The sequence below is a fragment of the Enterobacter sp. A103 genome (assembly GCF_034427535.1).
Lineage (GTDB): Bacteria > Pseudomonadota > Gammaproteobacteria > Enterobacterales > Enterobacteriaceae > Enterobacter > Enterobacter asburiae_B.
This window is the reverse complement of the sequence record NZ_JAXQPQ010000004.1, coordinates 307,356-330,017: the sequence shown is the minus strand read 5'-3', so window position 1 is coordinate 330,017 and position 22,662 is coordinate 307,356. Positions and strand designations below refer to the sequence as shown.

Annotated in this window: 20 protein-coding genes and 1 tRNA gene; 14 read left to right on the top strand and 7 right to left on the bottom strand. The window is 55.7% G+C overall.

Annotation, left to right across the window (positions count from 1 at the left end; translation table 11 throughout):
- The first annotated feature begins 56 nt into the window (after positions 1 to 56).
- From SPH27_RS14165 to yejF, 8 genes are all read left to right on the top strand, one after another.
- Entirely contained in the window at positions 57 to 1,043 is a 987-nt protein-coding gene (locus tag SPH27_RS14165) for a CobW family GTP-binding protein (RefSeq protein WP_182071302.1), read from the top strand.
- A gap of 33 nt (positions 1,044 to 1,076) precedes the next feature.
- A complete protein-coding gene (locus tag SPH27_RS14160; protein WP_182071303.1) occupies positions 1,077 to 1,790 on the top strand; it encodes a phosphatase PAP2 family protein in 714 nt (237 codons plus the stop codon).
- Positions 1,791 to 2,205: 415 nt separating this feature from the next.
- Complete coding sequence (gene mepS / locus SPH27_RS14155) at positions 2,206 to 2,775, top strand: bifunctional murein DD-endopeptidase/murein LD-carboxypeptidase (RefSeq protein ID WP_008500946.1); 570 nt, start codon at positions 2,206 to 2,208, stop codon at positions 2,773 to 2,775.
- Between the two features lie 127 nt (positions 2,776 to 2,902).
- Complete coding sequence (locus tag SPH27_RS14150; RefSeq protein ID WP_150182645.1) at positions 2,903 to 4,459, top strand: cyclic di-GMP phosphodiesterase; 1,557 nt, start codon at positions 2,903 to 2,905, stop codon at positions 4,457 to 4,459.
- A 74-nt stretch (positions 4,460 to 4,533) separates the two neighbouring features.
- Positions 4,534 to 6,339, top strand: coding sequence for an extracellular solute-binding protein (locus tag SPH27_RS14145; RefSeq protein WP_182071305.1), 1,806 nt, complete (start codon positions 4,534 to 4,536; stop codon positions 6,337 to 6,339).
- A gap of 9 nt (positions 6,340 to 6,348) precedes the next feature.
- Positions 6,349 to 7,443 carry a microcin C ABC transporter permease YejB gene (locus SPH27_RS14140; RefSeq protein ID WP_024908182.1) on the top strand — a complete coding sequence of 365 codons (1,095 nt, stop codon included), beginning with the start codon at positions 6,349 to 6,351 and terminating at the stop codon, positions 7,441 to 7,443.
- The gene (locus tag SPH27_RS14135; RefSeq protein ID WP_033146047.1) at positions 7,443 to 8,468 is read left to right on the top strand and encodes an ABC transporter permease; all 1,026 of its coding nucleotides are present in this window, start codon (positions 7,443 to 7,445) and stop codon (positions 8,466 to 8,468) included. The genes SPH27_RS14140 and SPH27_RS14135 overlap by 1 nt, the downstream gene beginning before the upstream one ends.
- A gap of 1 nt (position 8,469) precedes the next feature.
- Positions 8,470 to 10,059: a microcin C ABC transporter ATP-binding protein YejF gene (gene yejF / locus SPH27_RS14130; RefSeq protein ID WP_182071306.1), complete on the top strand. Its 1,590-nt coding sequence runs from the start codon at positions 8,470 to 8,472 to the stop codon at positions 10,057 to 10,059.
- A 3-nt stretch (positions 10,060 to 10,062) separates the two neighbouring features.
- Here the strand turns inward: yejF and SPH27_RS14125 are convergent, their stop codons facing one another.
- The 3 genes from SPH27_RS14125 to rsuA all read right to left on the bottom strand — a co-directional run bounded on the left by SPH27_RS14125 (position 10,063) and on the right by rsuA (position 12,605).
- Positions 10,063 to 10,407, bottom strand: a complete 345-nt coding sequence (locus SPH27_RS14125; RefSeq protein WP_028013883.1) for a YejG family protein — start codon at positions 10,405 to 10,407, stop codon at positions 10,063 to 10,065.
- A 278-nt stretch (positions 10,408 to 10,685) separates the two neighbouring features.
- Positions 10,686 to 11,882: a Bcr/CflA family multidrug efflux MFS transporter gene (locus tag SPH27_RS14120; RefSeq protein ID WP_048975349.1), complete on the bottom strand. Its 1,197-nt coding sequence runs from the start codon at positions 11,880 to 11,882 to the stop codon at positions 10,686 to 10,688.
- Positions 11,883 to 11,897: 15 nt separating this feature from the next.
- Positions 11,898 to 12,605, bottom strand: coding sequence for a 16S rRNA pseudouridine(516) synthase RsuA (rsuA, locus tag SPH27_RS14115; RefSeq protein WP_045354252.1), 708 nt, complete (start codon positions 12,603 to 12,605; stop codon positions 11,898 to 11,900).
- A gap of 349 nt (positions 12,606 to 12,954) precedes the next feature.
- Between rsuA and SPH27_RS14110 the strand changes: the two genes are divergently transcribed.
- Together SPH27_RS14110 and rplY are read left to right on the top strand one after the other, a co-directional pair.
- The gene (locus SPH27_RS14110) at positions 12,955 to 14,715 is read left to right on the top strand and encodes a DEAD/DEAH box helicase (RefSeq protein WP_182071307.1); all 1,761 of its coding nucleotides are present in this window, start codon (positions 12,955 to 12,957) and stop codon (positions 14,713 to 14,715) included.
- 125 nt (positions 14,716 to 14,840) lie between these two features.
- Positions 14,841 to 15,125, top strand: a complete 285-nt coding sequence (rplY, locus tag SPH27_RS14105; protein WP_029740955.1) for a 50S ribosomal protein L25 — start codon at positions 14,841 to 14,843, stop codon at positions 15,123 to 15,125.
- 52 nt (positions 15,126 to 15,177) lie between these two features.
- On the opposite strand, the gene yejK is transcribed toward rplY, so the two are convergent.
- Positions 15,178 to 16,185 carry a nucleoid-associated protein YejK gene (gene yejK / locus SPH27_RS14100; RefSeq protein WP_008500957.1) on the bottom strand — a complete coding sequence of 336 codons (1,008 nt, stop codon included), beginning with the start codon at positions 16,183 to 16,185 and terminating at the stop codon, positions 15,178 to 15,180.
- A gap of 134 nt (positions 16,186 to 16,319) precedes the next feature.
- Here yejK and SPH27_RS14095 point away from each other — a divergent pair, with 134 nt between their 5' ends.
- The 3 genes from SPH27_RS14095 to SPH27_RS14085 all read left to right on the top strand — a co-directional run bounded on the left by SPH27_RS14095 (position 16,320) and on the right by SPH27_RS14085 (position 18,476).
- The gene (locus SPH27_RS14095; RefSeq protein WP_008500958.1) at positions 16,320 to 16,547 is read left to right on the top strand and encodes a YejL family protein; all 228 of its coding nucleotides are present in this window, start codon (positions 16,320 to 16,322) and stop codon (positions 16,545 to 16,547) included.
- Positions 16,548 to 16,566: 19 nt separating this feature from the next.
- Positions 16,567 to 18,327 carry an LPS biosynthesis-modulating metalloenzyme YejM gene (yejM, locus tag SPH27_RS14090; RefSeq protein WP_047060568.1) on the top strand — a complete coding sequence of 587 codons (1,761 nt, stop codon included), beginning with the start codon at positions 16,567 to 16,569 and terminating at the stop codon, positions 18,325 to 18,327.
- Between the two features lie 72 nt (positions 18,328 to 18,399).
- Positions 18,400 to 18,476 (top strand) — tRNA-Pro (locus tag SPH27_RS14085).
- A 35-nt stretch (positions 18,477 to 18,511) separates the two neighbouring features.
- Here the strand turns inward: SPH27_RS14085 and SPH27_RS14080 are convergent.
- Both SPH27_RS14080 and SPH27_RS14075 read right to left on the bottom strand, forming a co-directional pair.
- The gene (locus tag SPH27_RS14080) at positions 18,512 to 19,699 is read right to left on the bottom strand and encodes an MFS transporter (protein WP_182071308.1); all 1,188 of its coding nucleotides are present in this window, start codon (positions 19,697 to 19,699) and stop codon (positions 18,512 to 18,514) included.
- Between the two features lie 138 nt (positions 19,700 to 19,837).
- A complete protein-coding gene (locus SPH27_RS14075; protein WP_008500962.1) occupies positions 19,838 to 20,098 on the bottom strand; it encodes a DUF2534 family protein in 261 nt (86 codons plus the stop codon).
- A 209-nt stretch (positions 20,099 to 20,307) separates the two neighbouring features.
- Between SPH27_RS14075 and eco the strand changes: the two genes are divergently transcribed.
- A complete protein-coding gene (eco, locus tag SPH27_RS14070) occupies positions 20,308 to 20,811 on the top strand; it encodes a serine protease inhibitor ecotin (protein WP_182071309.1) in 504 nt (167 codons plus the stop codon).
- 135 nt (positions 20,812 to 20,946) lie between these two features.
- Here eco and mqo read toward each other — a convergent pair whose 3' ends face one another.
- Positions 20,947 to 22,596 (bottom strand): malate dehydrogenase (quinone), encoded by a 1,650-nt coding sequence (gene mqo / locus SPH27_RS14065; RefSeq protein WP_032646585.1) that lies wholly within the window; start codon positions 22,594 to 22,596, stop codon positions 20,947 to 20,949.
- Between the last annotated feature and the right edge of the window lie 66 nt (positions 22,597 to 22,662).

Sequence of the window (22,662 nt, the reverse complement as noted above, 5' to 3'; positions counted from 1 at the left end):
TTCGCCAGGATAGAGAGATTAGTGTTATAGCATCACCATTCTCATCTGGAGCGCACGTGACCAAAACCAACCTCATCACCGGTTTTCTCGGCAGCGGTAAAACCACCTCAATTCTCCACCTGCTGGCGAATAAAGATCCTGCCGAGAAATGGGCCGTGCTGGTCAATGAATTTGGCGAGGTAGGCATTGACGGCGCGTTACTGTCATCCAGCGGCGCGATGATTAAAGAGATCCCCGGCGGGTGCATGTGCTGCGTCAATGGCCTGCCGATGCAGGTCGGGCTCAATACGCTGCTGCGTCAGGGCAAACCCGACCGCCTGCTGATTGAGCCCACCGGGCTGGGCCATCCGAAGCAGATCCTCGATTTACTGACCGCCCCGGTTTACGAGCCGTGGATCGACCTGCGCGCCACCCTGTGTCTGCTCGATCCGCGTCAGCTTCTGGATGACAAGGCGGTGGCCAATGAGAATTTCCGCGATCAGCTCGCCTCAGCTGACGTTATTGTCGCGAATAAAGCAGATCGCGCCACGGCTGAAAGCCAGGCCGCGCTGGACGCGTGGTGGCAACATTTCGGCGGCAACCGCACGCGGGTGCAGACCACCCAGGGGAATATTGATAGCGCCCTGCTTGACCTTCCTCGTCTGAACCTCACCGAGCTGCCTGCCAGCGCGGATCATTCACACAGTCATCCGGTTAAGCAGGGTTTAGCCGCTCTCAGCCTGCCGGAACATCAGCGCTGGCGTCGTAACCTGAACAGCGGCCAGGGATATCTGGCCTGCGGATGGATATTTGATGCTGAAACCGTTTTCGACACCATCGGGATCCTGGAGTGGGCCCGACTTGCTCCCGTCGATCGCGTGAAAGGGATCATGCGCACGCCAGACGGGCTGGTGCGGATCAACCGTCAGGGTGACGATTTCTTTATTGAAACGCAGAATGTGGCGCCGCCTGACAGCCGAATAGAGTTAATTAGTGCGGTTAACGCCGACTGGAATGCCCTCCAGTCCAGCCTGTTGAGGATTCGTTTAAGTTCGGGCGGCTAACGTTGCCCCAGTTTTCACTCTATGCAGAACGTTATGACAACTCGATTTCCCCTGATATTACTGCTTAATGTCGCCGGTCTGGCGCTTTTCTTCTCCTGGTATATCCCGGCGGATCATGGTTTCTGGTTCCCGCTGGATTCTGCCATTTTTCACTTCTTCAACCAGGAGCTGGTGAAGAGCAACGCGTTCCTGTGGCTGGTGGCAATTACCAACAACCGCGCCTTCGACGGCTTCTCGCTGCTGGCCATGGGCTGCCTGATGCTCTCTTTCTGGCTGAAAGAGGATAAAGACGGGCGTCGGCGAATTCTCATTATCGGTCTGGTAATGCTGCTGTTTGCCGTTGTCATTAACCAGCTGGCAACCGCGATTATTCCGGTTAAGCGTTCAAGCCCAACGCTATTCTTCACCGATATTTATCGCGTCAGCGAACTGCTGCATATTCCAACAAAAGATGCGTCGAAGGACAGTTTCCCAGGCGATCACGGCATGATGCTGCTTATTTTTTCCGCAATTATGCTTCGCTATTTCGGCAAAAAAGCCTTTGCCATAGCCCTGATTATTTTTGTGGTTTTTGCCTTCCCGCGCGTAATGATTGGCGCTCACTGGTTCACCGATATTGCCGTCGGTTCGCTCTCCGTGGCGTTGATTGCGCTGCCGTGGTGTTTGATGACCCCACTGAGCGACAGGATAATAGCGCTGTTCGATCGCTATCTTCCCGGAAGAGCGCAACAACAATTAAACAAATAACTAACCTAAATTAACGTAAGCTATCGGGGATCGACATGATCCCTGATAGCGTTCTCGCCGCGATCTTTCCCCACTGTCATATTCTCGTCATCATATTCATGATAAAAATGAAGCAATTGCATACTGGCGCAGCGGATCCGTCGCTATTTTGAGCAATTCTATGTTTTTACTTTCTGTATCACATTTTCTTATAAAAAAAAGGCTTTTTTTTCTCGCAATACCCCAGGCAATCGGTTAATCTCGAACTCGTTTTGCCCCATAGAGATAATTATTTCACTGGCGAATAATTTTGTGCGCTGTGCCACAAATGTGACCAGAAAGAATTGTCTCAATGTGAACAGATAATTAGTCTCGTCACGTTTGGCATTTTTATAACGATATTTGTCGTTAAGGACTTCAAGGGATAATAAACAAAATGGTCAAATCTCAACCGTTTCTGAGATATATCTTACGGGGGATCCCGGCGATAGCAGTCGCGGTACTGTTGTCTGCATGTAGTACATCGAACACCGCAAAGAATATGCATCCTGAGACGCGTGTTGTGGGAATGGAAGATTCCTCGTCACTGCAAGCCTCTCAGGATGAATTTGAAAATATGGTACGTAATCTGGACGTGAAGTCCCGCATTATGGACCAGTATGCTGACTGGAAAGGCGTGCGCTATCGCCTTGGCGGCAGCACAAAAACAGGTATTGATTGTTCCGGTTTTGTACAGCGTACGTTCCGTGAGCAATTTGGGTTAGATCTTCCGCGTTCAACCTATGAACAGCAGGAGATGGGCAAGTCGATTTCACGTACTAAACTGCGCACCGGTGATTTAGTCCTGTTCCGTGCCGGTTCTACAGGTCGACATGTTGGCATCTACATTGGTAATGACCAGTTTGTACATGCCTCCACCAGCAGCGGTGTGACCATTTCCAGCATGAATGAACCATACTGGAAGAAGCGCTACAACGAAGCGCGCCGCGTACTGACCCGCAGTTGATATGACTATTGTATCGTTGGTTATCCCTTGGCTGACGATATGATGAAAAAAAGCACTGCTTCGGCAGTGTTTTTTTTTGCCCGTTACACTGAATACATCCAGCGGCATTTCAGGAATCACGACGTCTATGTTCACCCGCTATTTCTCCAGCAATCGCAAAATACTGATCCTCAGCATCATCACAGGCCTGATCGCCGCCCTGCTCCTGGGTTCGTTGCAATTTTTCTGGAGCTACCACAAGCGGGAAGTTAAATTCGACACCCTGATCCACGATGTGAGCATCTATATGGAGAGCTACTTCGATGAGTTAAAAAATTCTATCGATGTGCTCCAGCCGCTCACGTTAAACAACTGCCACGACGTCAATCAGGAACTTACCTCGCGCGCTGCCTTTAGCGTTAACGTTCGCGCATTCCTGCTTGTCAGAGACAAAATGGCGTTCTGCTCTTCTGCCACGGGGCCGATGAATGTTCCCATGGAGGAGCTAATCCCCGAGCTGCACATCGACAAAAAGATTGATATGGCGTTACTTCCCGGCACCCCCATGTTACCCAACAAGCCCGCGATTGCCATCTGGTACCGTAACCCGCTAGTGAAGGACGGCGGCGTGTTTACCTCGGTGAATCTCAATCTGACGCCTTACCTGCTCTACACCGCGCGCCAGGACGAATTTGCCGGCATTGCCATCATTATTGGCGATCATGCGCTGTCAACGCGGTCCAGCACGCTGGTCCTTGCGCATGATCTACATGAAACTCCGGCCCGTACCGCGACGCTGAAAGACGTTCCCCTGACCATCAATCTGTATGCTGACGCATGGACCAGCGATGAAATTCTCTACGCCCTGTTCTTCGGGCTGGTATGCGGCATTTGTGCCGGATCGCTCAACTACTATATCCTCAGCATTCGCCTCAACCCGGGTAAAGAGATTTTAAGCGCGATTAAGCGCGGTCAGTTTTACGTGGTTTATCAGCCCGTCGTCGATGCTAAATCGCTCCAGATGACCGGGCTTGAAGTGCTGATGCGCTGGAAACACCCGACGATGGGGGAAATTCCGCCGGACGCGTTTATCAACTTTGCCGAAGCGCAGAAGCTGATTGTCCCGCTGACGCTGCATCTCTTTGACCTTATCATTCACGATGCCCCCGTGTTACAAACCCTGTTACCTCCGGGAGCAAAGGTGGGCATCAACATTGCGCCGGGGCATCTGCATGCGGAAAGCTTCAAAGACGATATGCGCACCTTCAAAGCGCTACTGCCGCAGGATTACTTCCAGATCGTGCTGGAAATCACCGAGCGCGACATGCTCAATCATCGGGAAGCCAACAGCCTTTTCGAATGGCTGCATAACGAAGGGTTTGAGATAGCCATTGATGATTTTGGCACCGGCCACAGCGCGCTGATTTATCTTGAGCATTTCACCATGGACTACCTCAAGATTGACCGCGGTTTTGTTAATGCGATTGGCACCGAGACCGTAACGTCGCCGGTGCTGGATGCCGTCCTGACGCTGGCAAGACGACTGAATATGTCGACCGTCGCCGAAGGGGTGGAAACGCCGGAACAGGCCGCCTGGCTGCGCGAACACGGCGTTAATTTCCTGCAGGGATACTGGATTAGCCGCCCGATGCCGCTGGCGCAGTTCCGCGAATGGCGGCCTGATATTTCGCCCGAGGGCGATTAATTTCACATTGCCCGTGACGTCACTTATTATTCAGCTTAACCGAGCCGGTCTGTAAAAGAGGGAGCCGCCGCGAGATGCTTATGCGCTTCATGTTGCTGATGTTGGCACTAACGAGCCTGTCCAGCCAGGCGCAGGCCATCAAAGAAAATATCGCCTTCGCGGTGATTGGCGAGCCGAAATATGCGGTCAATTTTACGCACTTCGATTACGTTAACCCTGCCGCGCCGAAGGGCGGAAAGGTCACGCTTTCCGCCACGGGAACATTCGACAACTTCAACCGCTTCGCCCTGCGCGGCGTGGCGGCCGCTCGGACGGAATCGCTTTACGATACGCTCTTCGTCACCTCGGATGATGAGCCCGGCAGCTATTATCCGCTGATTGCCGAGAACGTGCGTTACGCCGATAACTTCGCCTGGGCGGAAATCTCGCTGAACCCGCGGGCGCGTTTTCACGACGGCACGCCGGTGAAGGCCAGCGACGTCGCGTTCACCTTCCATAAATTCATGACCGAAGGCGTCCCCCAGTTCCGCATCGTGTATAAAGGGGCTTCCGTCAGAGCCATCGCGCCACTCACCGTGCGCATCGAGCTGAGCGAACCGAACAAAGAGAATATGCTCAGCCTGTTCTCGCTGCCGGTGATGCCTGAATCGTTCTGGAAAAATCATAAGCTAAGCGACCCGCTTTCCACGCCGCCGCTGGCAGGCGGCCCATACCGCATCACCGACTGGCGCATGGGGCAATATGTCGTTTACTCTCGCGTGAAAGACTACTGGGCAGCAGACCTGCCGGTAAACCGCGGGCGCTGGAATTTCGACACCCTTCGCTATGATTACTATCTCGACGATAACGTGGCGTTTGAAGCGTTCAAAGCCGGTGCCTTCGATTTACGTGTAGAAAGCAGCGCTAAAAACTGGGCGACCCGCTATATCGGCAAAAATTTCGCCAAAGGCTACATCGTCAAAGACGAGCACAAAAATGAGTCTGCCCAGGACACCCGCTGGCTGGCGTTTAATATTCAGCGTCCGGTATTCAATGACCGCCGGGTGCGCGAAGCCATTTCCCTGGCCTTTGATTTTGAGTGGATGAACAAAGCGCTGTTTTACGGGGCTTATAGCCGTGCCAACAGCTATTTCCAGAACACCGAATACGCCGCGCGCGATTACCCGAAAGCCGACGAGCTGGCACTGCTGGCGCCGCTGAAAGCGGAGGTTCCGCCGCAGGTGTTCACCACCGTGTTTCAGCCACCCGCGTCGGACGGTGACGGTTACGACCGCGACAACCTGCTGAAAGCCAGCAAGCTGCTGGATGACGCGGGCTGGCACCTGAAAAATCAAAAGCGCGTGGATGCCAAAACGGGTAAACCTCTCAGCTTTGAGCTGCTGCTCTCGTCCGGGGGCAACGATCAGTGGGTACTGCCGTTTAAGCACAACCTTGAGCGGCTGGGCGTGACCATGAACATTCGCCAGGTTGATAACGCGCAGATCACCAGCCGCATGCGCAGCCGTGATTACGACATGATGCAGCGCCTGTGGCCCGCGCAGCCGTGGCCCAGCTCCGACCTGCAAATCTCCTGGGCCTCCAGCTACATTGACTCCTCATACAATGCGCCAGGTGTAAAAAGCCCGGCGATTGACGCGCTGATTGCGAAAATAGTGGCGGCGCAGGGGGATAAAGAAAAGCTCCTGCCGCTCGGGCGCGCCCTCGACAGGGTCCTGACCTGGAACTACTACATGCTGCCGATGTGGTATATGGGCGAAGATCGCCTTGCGCGCTGGGACAAGTTCTCCGTGCCTGCCGTGCGCCCTGTCTACTCCCTGGGCTTTGATACCTGGTGGTATGACGTTAACAAAGCCGCCAGACTTCCCGCTGAGCGGCGATAAGGAATCATCATGGGTGCCTATCTTCTCCGTCGTCTCCTGCTGGTCATCCCCACCCTGTGGGCCATCATCACGATTAACTTTTTTATCGTGCAAATCGCCCCCGGCGGCCCGGTCGATCAGGCGATTGCCGCCATTGAATTTGGCAACAGCGGCGGCATGCCCGGCGGCGGCGGTGAAGGGATGGGCGCGAGCCATGCGCGAACCGGCGTAGGGAATATCAGCGAAAGCCATTATCGCGGCGGACGCGGGCTGGATCCGGAAGTGATCGCCGAGATCACCCACCGCTACGGCTTTGACAAACCGATTCACGAGCGCTATTTCAAGATGCTCTGGGATTACATCCGCTTTGATTTTGGCGACAGCCTGTTTCGCAGTGCGTCAGTGTTAACGTTGATCAAGCAAAGCCTGCCGGTTTCGATAACGCTGGGGCTGTGGGGAACGCTGATTATCTATCTGGTCTCTATACCGCTTGGCATCCGCAAAGCGGTGTATAACGGCAGCCGGTTTGATATCTGGAGCAGCACGTTCATCATCATCGGCTACGCCATCCCGGCGTTTCTGTTTGCCGTCCTGCTGATTGTCTTTTTTGCCGGGGGAAGCTATTTCGACCTCTTCCCGCTGCGGGGGCTGGTCTCCGCCGATTTCAGCTCCCTGCCGTGGTATCAGAAAATCACCGACTATCTCTGGCATATCACGCTGCCGGTGCTGGCCACGGTCATTGGCGGGTTTGCGGCCCTGACCATGTTGACCAAAAACGCCTTTCTCGATGAAATTCGTAAGCAGTACGTTGTCACGGCCCGCGCCAAGGGCGTGAGCGAGAAACAGATCATGTGGAAACACGTGTTCCGCAACGCCATGCTGCTGGTGATCGCCGGATTTCCGGCCACGTTCATCGGCATGTTTTTTACCGGCTCGCTGCTGATAGAGGTGATGTTCTCGCTCAACGGCCTGGGGCTGCTGGGCTATGAGGCTACCGTGTCGCGCGATTATCCGGTGATGTTTGGCACACTCTATATTTTCACCCTGATTGGCCTGCTGCTGAATATCATCAGTGATATCAGCTATACGCTGGTCGATCCCCGAATCGATTTTGAGGGCCGCTGATGCCGCGTTTAAGCCCCGTCAACCAGGCCCGCTGGGCCCGCTTTCGCCACAACCGCCGCGGCTACTGGTCGCTGTGGATTTTTGCCGTGCTGTTTGCCTTAAGCATGTGTTCGGAGCTGATCGCCAACGACAAGCCGTTGCTGGTGCATTTTAACGACCGCTGGTACGTGCCGGTTATCGCCAGTTACAGCGAAAGCGACTTTGGCGGCCCGTTTGCGACACCGGCGGAGTATCAGGATCCGTGGCTTCGCCAGCAGATTGAGCAGCACGGCTGGGCGCTCTGGGCGCCGGTACGCTTTGGCGCAAACAGCATTAACTTCGCCACCACGACGCCCTTCCCTTCTCCGCCCTCCGCGCAAAACTGGCTGGGAACGGATGCTAACGGCGGGGACGTGCTGGCGCGCATCCTGTATGGCACGCGAATTTCTCTTCTCTTTGGGCTGATGCTGACTATCTTCTCAAGCGTAATGGGCGTCGTGGCGGGCGCCGTTCAGGGCTACTACGGCGGGAAAATTGACCTGTGGGGCCAGCGGGTTATTGAAGTCTGGTCAGGTATGCCAACGCTGTTTCTGATCATCCTGCTTTCCAGCGTGGTGCAGCCTGGCTTCTGGTGGCTGTTGGGCATCACCGTCCTGTTCGGCTGGATGGCGCTGGTGGGCGTGGTGCGCGCGGAGTTCCTGCGCACCCGCAATTTCGACTACATTCGCGCCGCGCAGGCGCTTGGCGTGAGCGACCGGGGGATCATCTTCCGCCACATGCTGCCCAACGCGGTCGTGGCAACGCTCACCTTCCTGCCGTTTATTCTGTGCAGCTCCATCACCACCCTCACCTCGCTGGATTTTCTTGGTTTCGGGCTACCGCTGGGTTCCCCGTCGCTCGGCGAACTGCTGCTACAGGGTAAGAACAACCTGCAGGCGCCGTGGTTAGGCATCGCCGCCTTTCTTTCCGTGGCCGTGCTGCTGTCGCTGCTGATTTTTATTGGCGAAGCCGTGCGCGATGCCTTCGATCCGAACAAGGCGGTATAAAATGACCCAGCCTCTTCTCAGTATTGATAACCTGTCGATTGCTTTTTCTAAGCAGGACGAGACGCGCACCGTGGTCACCGACCTGTCGCTGCAGATCCAGCCTGGTGAAACGCTGGCCCTGGTGGGCGAGTCGGGTTCAGGCAAGAGCGTCTCAGCACTCTCCATCCTGCGGCTGCTGCCTTCTCCGCCGGTGAGCTACCCGCAAGGGGATATTCTGTTTCACGGCAGCTCGCTGCTGCATGCCGACGAACATACCCTGCGCGGTATTCGCGGCAACAAAATCGCGATGATCTTCCAGGAGCCGATGGTTTCCCTCAACCCGCTGCACAGCCTCGAGAAACAGCTCTATGAAGTGCTCTCCCTGCACCGGGGGATGCGCAAAGAGGCCGCGCGGGGAGAAATTCTGGATTGTCTGGAACGAACGGGCATACGCAACGCGGCCAAACGGCTGAATGATTTTCCGCATCAGCTCTCCGGCGGCGAACGCCAGCGCGTGATGATCGCTATGGCCCTGCTCACGCGACCCGAGCTGTTGATTGCCGACGAGCCCACAACGGCGCTGGACGTGACGGTACAGGCGCAAATATTGACGCTGCTGCGGGAACTGCGTGACGAGCTGAACATGAGCCTGCTGTTTATCACGCACAACCTGAGTATTGTGAGAAAGCTGGCCGACAGCGTCGCGGTGATGCAAAACGGACGATGCGTTGAACAGAATAGCGCGTCCACGCTGCTGAGCGCGCCGCAGCACCCCTATACGCAGCGTTTGCTCGACAGCGAACCCTCCGGAGACCCGGTTCCCCTCAAGACGGACAGCACACCGCTGCTGCGCGTTGAGGATGTGTCCGTCTCGTTCCCGATCCGCAAAGGTATTCTGCGGCGCATCGTCGACCAGAATCCGGTGCTGAAAAACATCCGCTTCTCGCTGCGCCCGGGAGAATCCCTGGGGCTGGTGGGCGAATCCGGTTCGGGCAAAAGCACCACCGGTCTGGCGCTGCTGCGCTTAATTGCCTCCCAGGGCGAGATCCTCTTTGACGATATGCCGCTGCACCGCTGGAACCGCCGTCAGATGCTGCCCGTGCGGCCCCGCATGCAGGTGGTGTTTCAGGATCCCAACTCTTCGCTTAACCCCCGGCTCAGCGTGTTACAGATTATCGAGGAGGGTCTGCGCGTGCATCAGCCCGGCCTGAGCGCTCAGCAGCGAGAGCAGGAAGTTATGCGGGTGATGGCAGAAGTGGGCTTAGATGCCGGGACCCGCCACCGCTATCCGGCTGAATTCTCCGGCGGGCAGCGCCAGCGTATCGCCATTGCCCGCGCGCTGATCCTGAAGCCGGAGCTGATTATTCTGGATGAACCAACGTCGTCGCTGGACAGAACCGTTCAGGCGCAGATCCTGGCGCTGCTGAAAGGGCTTCAGGAAAAGCACCGGCTGGCCTATATCTTTATCAGCCACGATCTTCAGGTGGTGCGGGCGCTATGCCATCAGGTGATTGTGTTGCGACAGGGAGAAGTGGTCGAGCAGGGAGAGTGCCAGCGCGTATTTAGCGCGCCAACGCAGCGCTACACGCGCCAGCTGTTGTCGGCAGACTAGCGGTCAGAACGGGTACTGGCCGGAGAAAGGCTCCGCGATGGCAACGCCAAAATTCTTCAGACGGCAGGTGGCGGCAAACTCGTCCTGGCTCTTCACGAACAGGCACGGCTCACCTTCACACTCCAGCACGGAGCTGTCCACTTCGATATCCGTCAGGGCCTGACTGAGACGCTCCATCACCCGCCATGCATTTTCGTCGCTCGGGCTCAGCAGCTTGAGTGCCACCAGGCAGTTTTCACAGCCCGCGACGCTTTGCGGAATCGGTTCAACTTTCGAACCTGCAAAACCCGCCGACCAGCGATAGCTCTGGGGCAAGCGATGGACAATGGAGAGTTGTAATGTATTCACGTTCGTTCCCCGGAAGCAAATTTACTTCACAATTTATTTACATTTATAGTAACACATCATCGCCAGCCTGCACTATTCAGCGCTTTTTTATCGATATCCAGGCTAGCGTCGGCGCTATATGTACCCGTTTCTGCGATCTAACTCAACCTTTTTGAATACAATGATGTGACTTTTTACACAAATAGATTTTACATAAAATAAACAAACACGGAATAAACGAACGGGGGTTTGGTTGATATGCATCAACAAAAAAGGCCCTGCCGGGCCTTCTCTGTATTTTAGTGGGCCGCTTTTCGCGGTCGACTGGCGTAAAGATAGAAAAGTATCGAGCTGGTTGCGCAAAAAGCCATCGCCCACAGCATGGGCCATGCCGTCGTAAAGGTGGCCATCGAAAGCAACGCCCCGACGATAGCGCCAATACCGAAGCGGAACGTCCCCGCCAGGGAAGAGGCGGTGCCCGCCATATGCGGAAACTCATCCAGGATCACCGCCATCGCATTAGATGACACCATCGACACGCAGCCGACAAAGGCCGCCACGCCGACCACCAGCGCCCAGAAGCCCACGCCCAGAAACGCGCTCATCACCAGCCAGATAGCCATTACAAACTGGATCCACAGCCCGCCGCGGAACATGTTCAGCGCCCCCACCCGCCGGACAAAACGGCTGTTGATGATGGTCATGATGAACAGGAAGACGATGTTAAGCGCGAAATAGTAGCCGAAGTGCTGCGGTGAAACGTGATTCAGTTCAATGTAGACAAACGGCCCGGCGCTCAGGAAGGAGAACATCCCGGCGAAGCTGAACCCGCTTGCCAGCATATAGCTGAGCACGCGCTTGTGGCGAAACAGCGAGGCAAAGTTGCCTATTGTGGTTCGGATGTGGAATTTCTGGCGGCGCTCGACGGGAAGCGTTTCATCAATAAAGAAGAAGATCATCGCCGAGGCCAGCAGCGCGGCCAGGGCCAGGATCCAGAAAATCACATGCCAGCTAAACCACACCAGCACCGCACCACCGGCCATCGGGGCCACCAGCGGCGCAATCGTCGTCACCAGCATCACGAACGACATCATGCGGGAGAACTCTTCTTTCGGGTAAATATCGCGCATCAGGGCGTTAATCACCACGCTTGCCGCTGCCGCCGCCAGACCGTGGAAGAAGCGCATGATAATCAGATGATCGATGGTCTGCGCCAGCGCACAGGCAACCGCTGCGGCTGCAAAGACCAGCGTCCCGCCCAGAATAACGGGCTTGCGTCCAAGGCTGTCCGCCATCGGGCCATAAAACAGCTGGCCGAGGGCAAAGCCGAGAATATAGGTGCTGAGCGTCATCTGCGCGCTGCCCGCCGGAACGCCAAACTGCGCGGAAATGACCGGCAGCGCGGGCAGGTACATATCAATAGACAGCGGCATCAGCATGGCCAGCAGGCCAAGAATGAAGACGATTTTGAACGACGAGTGTGGCCTGGTGGTCACAGAGCTCTCCTGAAATTAGTGCGAAGGCAGACCGACGCTGGCGATCTCTTCTTCCGTTAACGGGCGATATTCGCCTGGCGCCAGGTCGGGATCGAGTTCGATCGCACCAATACGCTCACGATGCAGGCCAACAACGTGGTTCCCCACCGCGGCAAACATACGTTTCACCTGATGGTAACGCCCTTCGCTGATGGTCAGACGGACCTCCGTCGGCGCGATCACCTCAAGCACGGCGGGTTTGGTCAGATCTTTTTCATTATGCAGCTGAACGCCTTTCGTGAATTGCTCTGCCGTGTCATCCGACACCGGCGACTCCAGCGTGACCAGATAGGTTTTCTCGCAGTGGTGACGCGGGGAAGTAATGCGATGCGACCACTGCCCGTCGTCGGTCATCAGCACCAGACCCGTGGTGTCGATGTCGAGGCGGCCTGCGGCGTGCAGCTTGTGCGCCACCGGTTCGTCGAGGAAATAGAGCACCGTCGGGTGATCGGGATCGTCCGTTGAGCAGACGTAGCCTTCCGGCTTATTCAGCATGAAGTAGCGCGGACCGTGCTGCTGGGTCAGCGGATTGCCGTCATACTCCACCTGATGGTCAGGTTGCAGTTTGAACGCGCTGTCTCTCACAATGTCGCCATCCACGGTAACGCGGCTGGCGCGAATTTCGCGCCCGGCAATAGCGCGGCTTACGCCGAGTTGCTGAGCGATAAACTTATCAAGTCGCATGAAATCTTTTTAGCCTTAATGGTGCTGGAAGTCGGACAACAGGTCCGAAAAAAGAAGCAGTCTGGAACGGTTCAGTATAATGGTCTGGTTGCGCCACTCAAGGGAAAAAGTTTCGTGGCATACTATCTATACCCTAAATAATTCGAGTTGCATGACAAAACGCCTATAGCGTTTTGAACAGCGCTTGCGCTGGCCCCGTAGGGGCGAGGCCACAGGCCGAGTCACGCGGCAAAGGAGTGAATCCCCGGGAGCTTACATAAGTAAGTGACCGGGGTGAACGAGTGCAGCCAACGCACAGGCAACTTGAAGTATGACGGGTATATGTGCGGAATAACGAAACCGAGACCCTATGACTTTTACACTTCGTCCCTATCAGCAGGAAGCCGTTGACGCCACCCTCGCCTGGTTCCGTATGCATCGCGAGCCGGCGGCGATTGTGCTCCCGACCGGCGCAGGCAAAAGCCTGGTCATCGCCGAACTGGCGCGTCTGGCCCGTGGTCGCGTGCTGGTGCTGGCACACGTCAAAGAGCTCGTCGCGCAAAACCATGCCAAGTATTGTGCGCTTGGGCTGGAAGCCGATATTTTCGCCGCCGGGCTAAAGCGCAAAGAGAGCCACGGCAAAGTGGTCTTCGGCAGCGTGCAGTCGGTGGCGCGCAATCTGGAGCTGTTTCGCAGCGAATTTTCGCTGCTGATTGTTGACGAGTGTCACCGCATCAGCGATGACGACGACAGCCAGTATCAGCAAATCCTGGCTCACCTGAAAGCGGTGAACCCTCACCTGCGCCTGCTGGGCCTGACGGCGACCCCGTTTCGCCTGGGGAAAGGCTGGATCTATCGCTACCATTATCACGGCATGGTGCGCGGCGATGAGAAGGCCCTGTTTAGCGACTGCATTTACGAACTTCCGCTGCGCTACATGATTAAACATGGCTACCTGACGCCGCCTGAACGGCTGGATATGCCGGTGGTGCAGTACGATTTCAGCCGTCTGCAGGCGCAGAGCAACGGCTTATTCAGCGAAGCGGATCTCAACCAGGAGCTGAAAAAGCAAAAGCGTATTACGCCGCATATCATCAGCCAGATTGAGGAGTTCGCCGCGACGCGCAAAGGGGTAATGATCTTTGCCGCCACGGTTGAGCACGCGCGAGAGATCACCGGGTTACTGCCCGCCGGCGACGCGGCGTTAATCACCGGCGAGACCCCCGGCCCGGAGCGCGACGGCCTGATTGACGCCTTTAAAGCCCAGCAGTTCCGCTATCTGGTAAACGTGTCGGTATTGACCACCGGCTTTGACGCCCCGCACGTCGACCTGATCGCCATTTTGCGCCCGACCGAATCGGTCAGTCTGTATCAACAAATTGTTGGCCGCGGCCTGCGCCTGGCCCCGGGGAAAACCGACTGCCTGATTCTGGATTATGCCGGTAACCCGCACGATCTCTATACGCCTGAGGTCGGCGCGCCAAAAGGGAAAAGCGACAACGTGCCCGTACAGGTCTTTTGCCCTGCCTGCGGGTTTGCCAACACCTTCTGGGGAAAAACCACCGCCGACGGTACGCTGATCGAACACTTTGGCCGCCGCTGTCAGGGCTGGTTTGAAGATGATGACGGGCATCGCGAGCAGTGCGATTTCCGCTTCCGGTTCAAAAACTGCCCGCAGTGCAACGCCGAAAACGACATTGCCGCTCGCCGCTGCCGGGAATGCGACACGGTGCTGGTTGACCCGGACGACATGCTGAAAGCGGCGCTAAAGCTGAAAGATGCCCTGGTGCTGCGCTGTTCCGGCATGGCGCTGCAGCCCGGCGCCGATGAAAAAGGCGAGTGGCTGAAAATCACCTATTACGACGAAGACGGGGCGGACGTCAGCGAGCGCTTCCGCGTCCAGACGCCTGCCCAGCGAATGGCCTTCGAGCAGCTGTTTATCCGCCCGCATACCCGCACGCCGGGCGTGCCCCTGCGCTGGATTACCGTGGCCGATATCGTGCGCCAGCAGGTGTTATTGCGCCATCCGGATTTTGTCGTCGCCCGTAAGAAAGGCCAGTTCTGGCAGGTACGCGAGAAACTCTTTGACTATGAAGGTCGCTTCCGTCGCGCCAACGAATTGCGCGGTTAGCGGGACTTTTCATTGATGTGAGGGGCATTTAAGTATAAAATGCCGCCCGCTTCACATCCGTGAGGCAGAACACTCACCTGCTGCTGGGTCGCCTGTAGCAGGGTTTTAAATACAGAGAGAAATCAATGTTCACTATCGAAGCAGAAGTACGTAACGTGCAGGGTAAGGGTGCGAGCCGCCGCCTGCGTAACGCTAACAAGTTCCCGGCTATCGTTTACGGTGGCGAAGCTGCTCCAGTTGCAATCGAACTGGATCACGACAAACTGTGGAACCTGCAGACCAAAGCTGAATTCTACAGCGAAGTTCTGACCATCGTTGTTGGCGGTAAAGAAGAAAAAGTGAAAGTTCAGGCTGTTCAGCGTCACCCGTTCAAGCCAAAACTGTCTCACATCGACTTCGTTCGCGCGTAATCGCAAACACGTCGAAAAAAAACCCCGCTTCTGCGGGGTTTTTTTATGGCTGTTATTTCCCACCTGAGGTGCGGCGCTGAAGCTGATCGCGCAGGTTCGGCGGCGTACCTTTAATGGTCAGCGTATCGGTGGCCGGATCCCAGAAGATGCGCTCACCCAGCAACATCGCGTCAAAATTGATGGTTAACCCACCGCCGCTGCCGGCAAACTTGGTTAACTGACGCAGCGTACTGCGATCCGCCGGGAAGCTCTCTTCAAGCTCATAGCCTTTCTCCGCGGTGAATTCCTGGAAGCTGACTTCGCTGACGCCCGCCAGCTCTTTTGACAGGGACTCCAGCTCGATCTCCTCCCCTGCCTGCAGCTGTTCGTTGCAGTAGCTGTAAACCTGCTGGCGCACGGTCTGGCGCTCAGATTTATCGAGCTGCGCTTCAGCCGTGAAGTCGTCAACCGCCTGGAGCAGCCCTTTGTTCTGCGCTTTGGCGTTAAGACCTTCGCTGGCACCGAGGAAATCCATAAAGAAATCCGCCACTTTGCGGCCCACGCGCCCCTTCAGGAAAGTCAGGTAGCGGGTCGACTCCGGGTTGGTTTCCCACTCGGTTAAATCAATACGCGCCACGATATCCGCATGGTTGATATCCAGATAATGCGTTGAGCTGATATCCAGCTGCTCGTTCACGCGCATGCTGCTTAAGTTATTCAGCACGGTAACCAGCAGATACTCTACCGCCAGGTAGCGATAGTGGCAGAACAGCACGATCCCGCCGTCGGCGAACGGATATTTCGCCAGCTCATCGCGCAGACGCCCGGTGGCGGCACGGCTAAACGCCAGGAAATCCTCTTCGCCCTGACGCTGCAGGCGCAGGCTATCAGCCAGTTCACTCTCTTCGCTGAACAGGCCATAGGCTTTATTTTTGGCACTGTAGACGCGATGCAGCTCTGCCATCATCTCCACCACGGTCGCCGTGGGTTCCAGTAACGAATCGCGCAGCACCACTTCAAGGGTTTGCTCATCACGCTTGATAAGCTGGTGCAAGGCAATCTGGTTGATTTCCAGACTCATGATAAACTCTCCTTTTAGACCGGGCGGTATTCAACCACCACCAGGACATGTGTGCAACAACAGATAAAAAAGGGGAAAAAAAGCTGTTGCTACGGTAATATGTTGCCCTTTCATCAACAAACTGATTTTGATTTATGCCACAACATTCCCGCTACAGTGATGAACACGTTGAACAACTGCTCAGTGAGCTGGTCAACGTACTGGAAAAACATAAAACGCCGACCGATCTCTCCCTGATGGTTTTGGGAAATATGGTCACCAACCTGATTAATACCAGCGTTGCTCCGGCTCAGCGTCAGGCGATCGCAAAATCTTTCGCCCAGGCTTTACAGTCGTCCGTCAGCAACGACCCGGCCCATTAAGGGATACGAACAACAGTTTATGGTGACGAATCGTCAGCGCTACCGTGAAAAAGTCTCCCAGATGGTCAGCTGGGGGCACTGGTTTGCCCTGTTCAACATTCTGCTGGCGACGGTCATTGGCTGTCGTTATCTGTTTGTCGCAGACTGGCCAACAACGCTAACCGGGCGTATCTACTCCTGGATAAGCGTTGTCGGTCACTTTAGCTTTTTGGTTTTCGCCACCTATCTGCTGATCCTGTTCCCCTTGACGTTTATCGTCATGTCGCAGCGTCTGATGCGGTTCTTGTCCGCCATCCTTGCGACGGTGGGGATGACGCTGCTGCTTATAGACAGTGAAGTGTTCACCCGCTTCCACCTGCACCTCAACCCCATCGTCTGGGAACTGGTGATTAACCCCGACCAGAACGAAACGGCCCGTGACTGGCAGCTGATGTTTATCAGCGTCCCGGTGATCCTGCTGATTGAGATGCTGTTCGCCACCTGGAGCTGGCAAAAGCTCCGCAGTCTGACCCGGCGACGCCATTATGCGAAGCCCGTCGCCGCGCTCTTTTTCGTCTCCTTTATCAGTTCGCACATCATGTATATCTGGGCGGATGCGAACTTCTATCGCCCGATTACCATGCAGCGCGCGAACCTGCCGCTCTCGTACCCGATGACGGCCCGTCGCTTCCTCGAGAAACACGGTCTGCTTGATGCGCAAGAGTACCAGCGCCGTCTTATCGAGCAGGGTAATCCGGAAGCCGTCAGCGTTCAGTATCCTCTGAGTGACCTGAACTACCGCGATATGGGGCGCGGGCAAAACGTCCTGCTGATCACCGTCGATGGCCTGAACTATTCCCGCTTCGAGAAGCAGATGCCGGCGCTGGCCGCTTTCGCGAGTCAGAACGTCTCGTTTACTCAGCATATGAGTTCCGGTAACACAACCGATGCGGGCATCTTTGGCCTCTTCTATGGCATTTCAGCCGGCTACATGGACGGCGTCCTGTCTACCCGCACGCCTGCGGCGCTGATCACCGGGCTGAATCAGCAAGGCTATCAGCTAGGGTTGTTCTCCTCCGATGGCTTTAACAGCCCGCTTTACCGTCAGGCGCTGCTGTCCGATTTCTCACTGCCGACGGCGCAAAATCAGTCCGACGCGCAGACCGCCAGCCAGTGGATAAACTGGCTGCAGCGCTACGCCCAGGAAGATAACCGCTGGTTCTCATGGGTTGCCTTTAACGGCACAACGCTTGCCAACAGCAATAAGAGTGACTTTGCGCGCCGCTACGGTCGCGCGGCTGGCGATGTTGATGCGCAGATAGGCCGCGTGCTTGACGCGCTTCGCGAGTCGGGCAAGCTGGACAATACCGTGGTGATCGTGACCGCGGGCCATGGCATCCCGCTAGGTGACGAGACGAAGAGTATGAGCTGGTCTCGCCCGAATCTGCAGGTTCCGCTGGTGATCCACTGGCCAGGCACCCCGGCGCAGCGCATCAATATGCTCACCGAGCATAAAGATGTGATGACCACCCTGATGCAACGCCTGCTGCACGTCAGCACGCCAGCAAACGAGTATTCGCAGGGGCAGGATCTCTTCAGCGCCGCGCGCCGCCACAGCTGGGTGACGGCGGCGGGGAATAATACGCTGGTGGTGACCACGCCGAAGCTGACGCTGGTGCTGAACAGCAACGGGAATTATCAGACGTATAATCTGCAGGGTGAACGGCTGAAAGACCAGAAACCGCAGCTGAGCCTGCTGCTGCAGGTCCTGACGGATGAGAAGCGGTTTATCGCTAACTGATTAATAATAAACCAGTTAGCGACAGATTCCCTTGCATTCAAAACGGAATCGAGTAGTATTCTTTTTATGCGTCGGCACGTAGCGCAGCCTGGTAGCGCACCGTCATGGGGTGTCGGGGGTCGGAGGTTCAAATCCTCTCGTGCCGACCAAAAACATATTGAAAACCAGCCTGATGGCTGGTTTTTTATTTCGCCTCTTCCGGCGTTTTGCGCAGATACACAAGCGTAGCCAGACAAATCACCGCTCCGGCATAAAACGTATATTCCGCGCCAAACATTTCCCATATCGCGCCGGCTCCCACGCTGGCGATTAATAATCCCACGCCGCTGACCAGACTAAAAATACCGAAAGCCGTGCCGCGCAGATCGGGCGGTGCGGTTTTAGCGATCATTGCCGCCAGTAGTCCCTGGGTCATACCCATATGTATCCCCCAAAGCGCGACGCCTAAAATGACCCCCATCCAGTGGCTGCTCAGCGCCAGAACAACATCTGCACCAATCAGCACCATTAGCCCCCACTGCAGAAGCCGGGTGTGGCTCATGCCATCAGAAAGTTTGCCAAAAGGGTAAGCGGATAGGGAATAGAGTACGTTCATGACCACCATCACCAGCGGAATAAGGGCCAGAGGAACACCCGACTGCTGCGCACGAAGGACGAGAAAAGCCTCGCTAAACCGGGCAAGCGTGAACACCGCACCAAGGCCAATCACCCACCAGCACGCTCTACCCAGCCGCCTTAAATTCTCTCGTTTAATGGGATTAGTACGTTTATGTTCGAGGGGAGTTTTCGGCTCCTGAAGGCCAAAATAGAGCAAGGCAACTGAAAGCAGACCGGGGATAAGGGCTATCCAGAAAACAGTGCGAAAGTCATTGTCCAGCAACAGCATTAAGCTTACGGCCAGTAATGGGCCAAGAAATGCGCCTGTGGTATCCATTGACTGACGCAGACCATATGCCGCACCACGCATTTCCGGCGGCGTGACGTCTGCAACCAGCGCATCCCGCGGTGCGCCCCGTATCCCCTTCCCCGTACGGTCTATGAGACGTGCGCCTAAAACCATCCCGGAAGATGACGCTAATGCGAAAAGGGGTTTGCTTAGCGCCCCCAGACCATACCCTAGCAGGGCCAGCCCCTTACGTTGACCCAGGTAGTCGCTTATCGCCCCCGAAAAGACCTTAATAAAAAGCGCAGTGGCCTCCGCCAGCCCTTCAATCAGGCCGATAAACAGCACGCTCGTACCGAGGGTGGTCATCATAAAAAGCGGCAGCAGGCTGTGAATACTCTCTGACGAGATATCCATCAACATACTGACGCCTCCCACAACCCAGACGCCTTTGGGGATCTGGCTGAGCACTGGAAATCTGGAACGCATCTACCGCTCCTGCTTTAAAAACAGTTGCCTGAATGCTTACAGGATAGGATATCGCGGATTAAAAAAACCTGAGGAGAGTGGGATGAGACCATAAAAAAAGCCATCCGGCAGGATGGCTTAGTTATCGCAGGTCGTCGCTTAATGCTTCTCACGTCCGCCCAGGAAGAAAATGCCCAGCGGGATGGCCAGCAGAACGGTGAACACCAGGCTGTAGACGAAGATCATCGCCGACTGCAGGACATACATGCTGGTTGTCCAGGCAGAGAGGGGGATATTGTACTGTTCGATAACGCCAACAATGGTTGCCCGCCCCACGCACGCGGCGGCAATCATAAATACGACCAGCAGCGCCAGGAGGAACTTGCGGCCTTCAGGCGTTTTCAGTTTTGCACGAACCATCTCTCTTCCCTTTTACAGATGAATAACAATATATAGGGTCTAAAATAACACGAACTGGCACCTGACTCCACACCAGCATAAACAACCACTAAACAGGTAAATTAAAAGCGTATAACGCTACCCACAGTGAAAATGTAAGTAAATAACACCGGTCATTCATCGTTGTTATGTTAACCTGCGCAGGATCGTTTTGACATAAAGGAATGACAATGAAAAACGCACCTAAATTTGCCATCGCCCTCATCGCCGCCGCGTGCGTCAGCAGCAGCGCTTTCGCCAGCGAAACCCCAAAAGAGCAGCCGCTGGAAAAAGTGGCTCCGTACCCGCAGGCGGACAAAGGGATGAAGCGTCAGGTGATTCAGCTGCCGGTTCAGCAGGATGAAGCGAACTTTAAAGTGGAACTGTTAATTGGCAAGACGCTGGAAGTGGACTGCAACCAGCACCGCCTGGGCGGTCAGCTGGAAAGCAAAACCCTGGAAGGCTGGGGTTACGACTATTACGTCTTTGACAAAGTGACCTCTCCGGTTTCCACCATGATGGCCTGCCCGGACGGCAAGAAAGAGAAGAAATTTGTAACGGCGTATCTGGGCGACAACAGTCTGTTGCGCTACAACAGCAAGCTGCCGATCGTGGTGTATACACCTGAAAACGTAGAAGTGAAGTATCGCGTGTGGAAGGCAGATGAGACTGTCGGACAAGCGGTAGTACGTTGAAATTAAGTCGGGTGGCGGCTTCGCCTTACCCGACCCGGAAAGGGCGCGCTCTGGTGCCCTCACCCCACCCCTCTCCCACCGGGAGAGGGAGAAAACACTAAAAACGGTAACGGATGTTACCGTTTTGCTTTTACCTTACAGCGCGATATCCGCAACCGGTTTGTTTTCCGGCTGAGGCTTCAGCTCCGCTTTTGGCGCAGCATCCGCAGCCTGTGGCTTGATGTACTGCAGCTGCAGAACGCGGCTGGTGTATTCCAGCTCCTGCTCCGTCGCGCTCACGTTGCCGTTCAGCTTCGTGCCGTAGGATGGAATAATGGTTTTCAGCTTCGCCTGCCATTCCGGGCTGGCGACTTTATCTTTAAACACTTTTTCCATCAGGTGCAGCATGATTGGCGCAGCGGTAGACGCGCCCGGCGACGCACCCAGCAGCGCGGCGATGGTGCCATCCTTATCGCTTACCACTTCGGTACCCAGACGCAGCACGCCGCCCTCTTTCGGATCGCGCTTGATGATCTGTACGCGCTGACCCGCCTGCCACAGACGCCAGTCTTCTTTCTTCGCCTGCGGATAGTACTCTTTCAGCGCCTCGAAACGGTCGTCGTCAGAGAGCATCACCTGGCTAATCAGGTATTTCACCAGGTCGAAGTTATCCAGACCCACGTCCATCATCGGCTTGACGTTAGAGGTGGTCGTGGCGCTGAGCAGATCCCACAGGGAGCCATTTTTCAGGAATTTGGTGGAGAAGGTCGCGAACGGCCCAAACAGCACCACGCGTTTGCCGTCAAGCATACGGGTGTCGATGTGCGGAACAGACATCGGCGGTGCGCCAACGGAAGCCTGGCCGTACACTTTTGCCAGATGACGATTCACCACTTCCGGGTTATCGGACACCAGGAACTGGCCGCCCACCGGGAAGCCCGCGTAGTCGTCAGCTTCCGGAATACCGGACTCCTGCAGCAGCTTCAGCGCCGCGCCGCCCGCACCGATAAAGACAAACTTCGCCTTGATGACGTGCTCGGCTTCGTTGTTTTTCAGATCGGCGACGGTCACGCTCCAGCTGTTATCCGCGTTGCGCTTGAAGCCGCGCACTTCGGTGCTGAGCTGCAGGTTGAAGTTCTCTTTTTTCTTCAGAGACGTCACCAGCTGACGGGTAATTTCACCGTAGTTAACGTCGGTACCAATTTCGGTACGGGTCGCCGCCACTTTCTGGTTCGGGTCACGACCTTCCATGACCAGCGGAGCCCACTCTTTAATCTGCGCGTGGTCTTCAGAGTATTTCATCCCGCGGAACAGCGTGCTCTGCTGCAGAGCGGCGTAGCGCGCGCGCAGGAAGTTAACGTTCTGCTCACCCCACACAAAGCTCATGTGCGGCACGGTGTTGATGAAGGAGTGCGGGTCGTGCATCACGCCGCTGTTGACCTGATGAGACCAGAACTGGCGAGAAACCTGGAATGCTTCGTTGATCTCTACCGCCTTCTCGATACTAATGGAACCGTCCTTTTTTTGCGGCGTATAGTTCAGTTCCATGAGTGCCGAATGTCCGGTACCGGCGTTATTCCATCCGTTCGAACTCTCCTGCGCCACGCCATCAAGGCGCTCGACCATGGTCATAGACCAGTCCGGCTGCAGTTCTTGCAGATAGGTTCCCAGCGTGGCGCTCATGATACCGCCACCAATTAAAAGGACGTCCGTTTCCTGCTCTTTTGGTGCGTCAGCTTTCGCCGCCATGGAGACGGTGTTAAGCCCCACGGCCAGAGAAAAGAGCATGGCAGTCATTTTTTTCATAATTTATGCCTTAGTGTAAAAGTGCTTGATGCGTGGAAATTGCAGGTGAAAAAAGCTGCGGGGGCA

What these genes read in the sequence shown, in the direction of transcription:
- SPH27_RS14145 (WP_182071305.1), top strand. Translation starts at nt 4,534, where the DNA reads ATGCTTATGCGCTTCATGTTGCTGATGTTGGCACTAACGAGCCTGTCC.
- SPH27_RS14160 (WP_182071303.1), top strand. Translation starts at nt 1,077, where the DNA reads ATGACAACTCGATTTCCCCTGATATTACTGCTTAATGTCGCCGGTCTG.
- SPH27_RS14110 (WP_182071307.1), top strand. Translation starts at nt 12,955, where the DNA reads ATGACTTTTACACTTCGTCCCTATCAGCAGGAAGCCGTTGACGCCACC.
- SPH27_RS14135 (WP_033146047.1), top strand. Translation starts at nt 7,443, where the DNA reads ATGCCGCGTTTAAGCCCCGTCAACCAGGCCCGCTGGGCCCGCTTTCGC.
- yejM (WP_047060568.1), top strand. Translation starts at nt 16,567, where the DNA reads ATGGTGACGAATCGTCAGCGCTACCGTGAAAAAGTCTCCCAGATGGTC.
- rplY (WP_029740955.1), top strand. Translation starts at nt 14,841, where the DNA reads ATGTTCACTATCGAAGCAGAAGTACGTAACGTGCAGGGTAAGGGTGCG.
- SPH27_RS14080 (WP_182071308.1), bottom strand. Translation starts at nt 19,699, where the DNA reads ATGCGTTCCAGATTTCCAGTGCTCAGCCAGATCCCCAAAGGCGTCTGG.
- rsuA (WP_045354252.1), bottom strand. Translation starts at nt 12,605, where the DNA reads ATGCGACTTGATAAGTTTATCGCTCAGCAACTCGGCGTAAGCCGCGCT.
- eco (WP_182071309.1), top strand. Translation starts at nt 20,308, where the DNA reads ATGAAAAACGCACCTAAATTTGCCATCGCCCTCATCGCCGCCGCGTGC.
- SPH27_RS14095 (WP_008500958.1), top strand. Translation starts at nt 16,320, where the DNA reads ATGCCACAACATTCCCGCTACAGTGATGAACACGTTGAACAACTGCTC.
- SPH27_RS14150 (WP_150182645.1), top strand. Translation starts at nt 2,903, where the DNA reads ATGTTCACCCGCTATTTCTCCAGCAATCGCAAAATACTGATCCTCAGC.
- yejK (WP_008500957.1), bottom strand. Translation starts at nt 16,185, where the DNA reads ATGAGTCTGGAAATCAACCAGATTGCCTTGCACCAGCTTATCAAGCGT.
- mqo (WP_032646585.1), bottom strand. Translation starts at nt 22,596, where the DNA reads ATGAAAAAAATGACTGCCATGCTCTTTTCTCTGGCCGTGGGGCTTAAC.
- SPH27_RS14140 (WP_024908182.1), top strand. Translation starts at nt 6,349, where the DNA reads ATGGGTGCCTATCTTCTCCGTCGTCTCCTGCTGGTCATCCCCACCCTG.
- yejF (WP_182071306.1), top strand. Translation starts at nt 8,470, where the DNA reads ATGACCCAGCCTCTTCTCAGTATTGATAACCTGTCGATTGCTTTTTCT.
- SPH27_RS14075 (WP_008500962.1), bottom strand. Translation starts at nt 20,098, where the DNA reads ATGGTTCGTGCAAAACTGAAAACGCCTGAAGGCCGCAAGTTCCTCCTG.
- mepS (WP_008500946.1), top strand. Translation starts at nt 2,206, where the DNA reads ATGGTCAAATCTCAACCGTTTCTGAGATATATCTTACGGGGGATCCCG.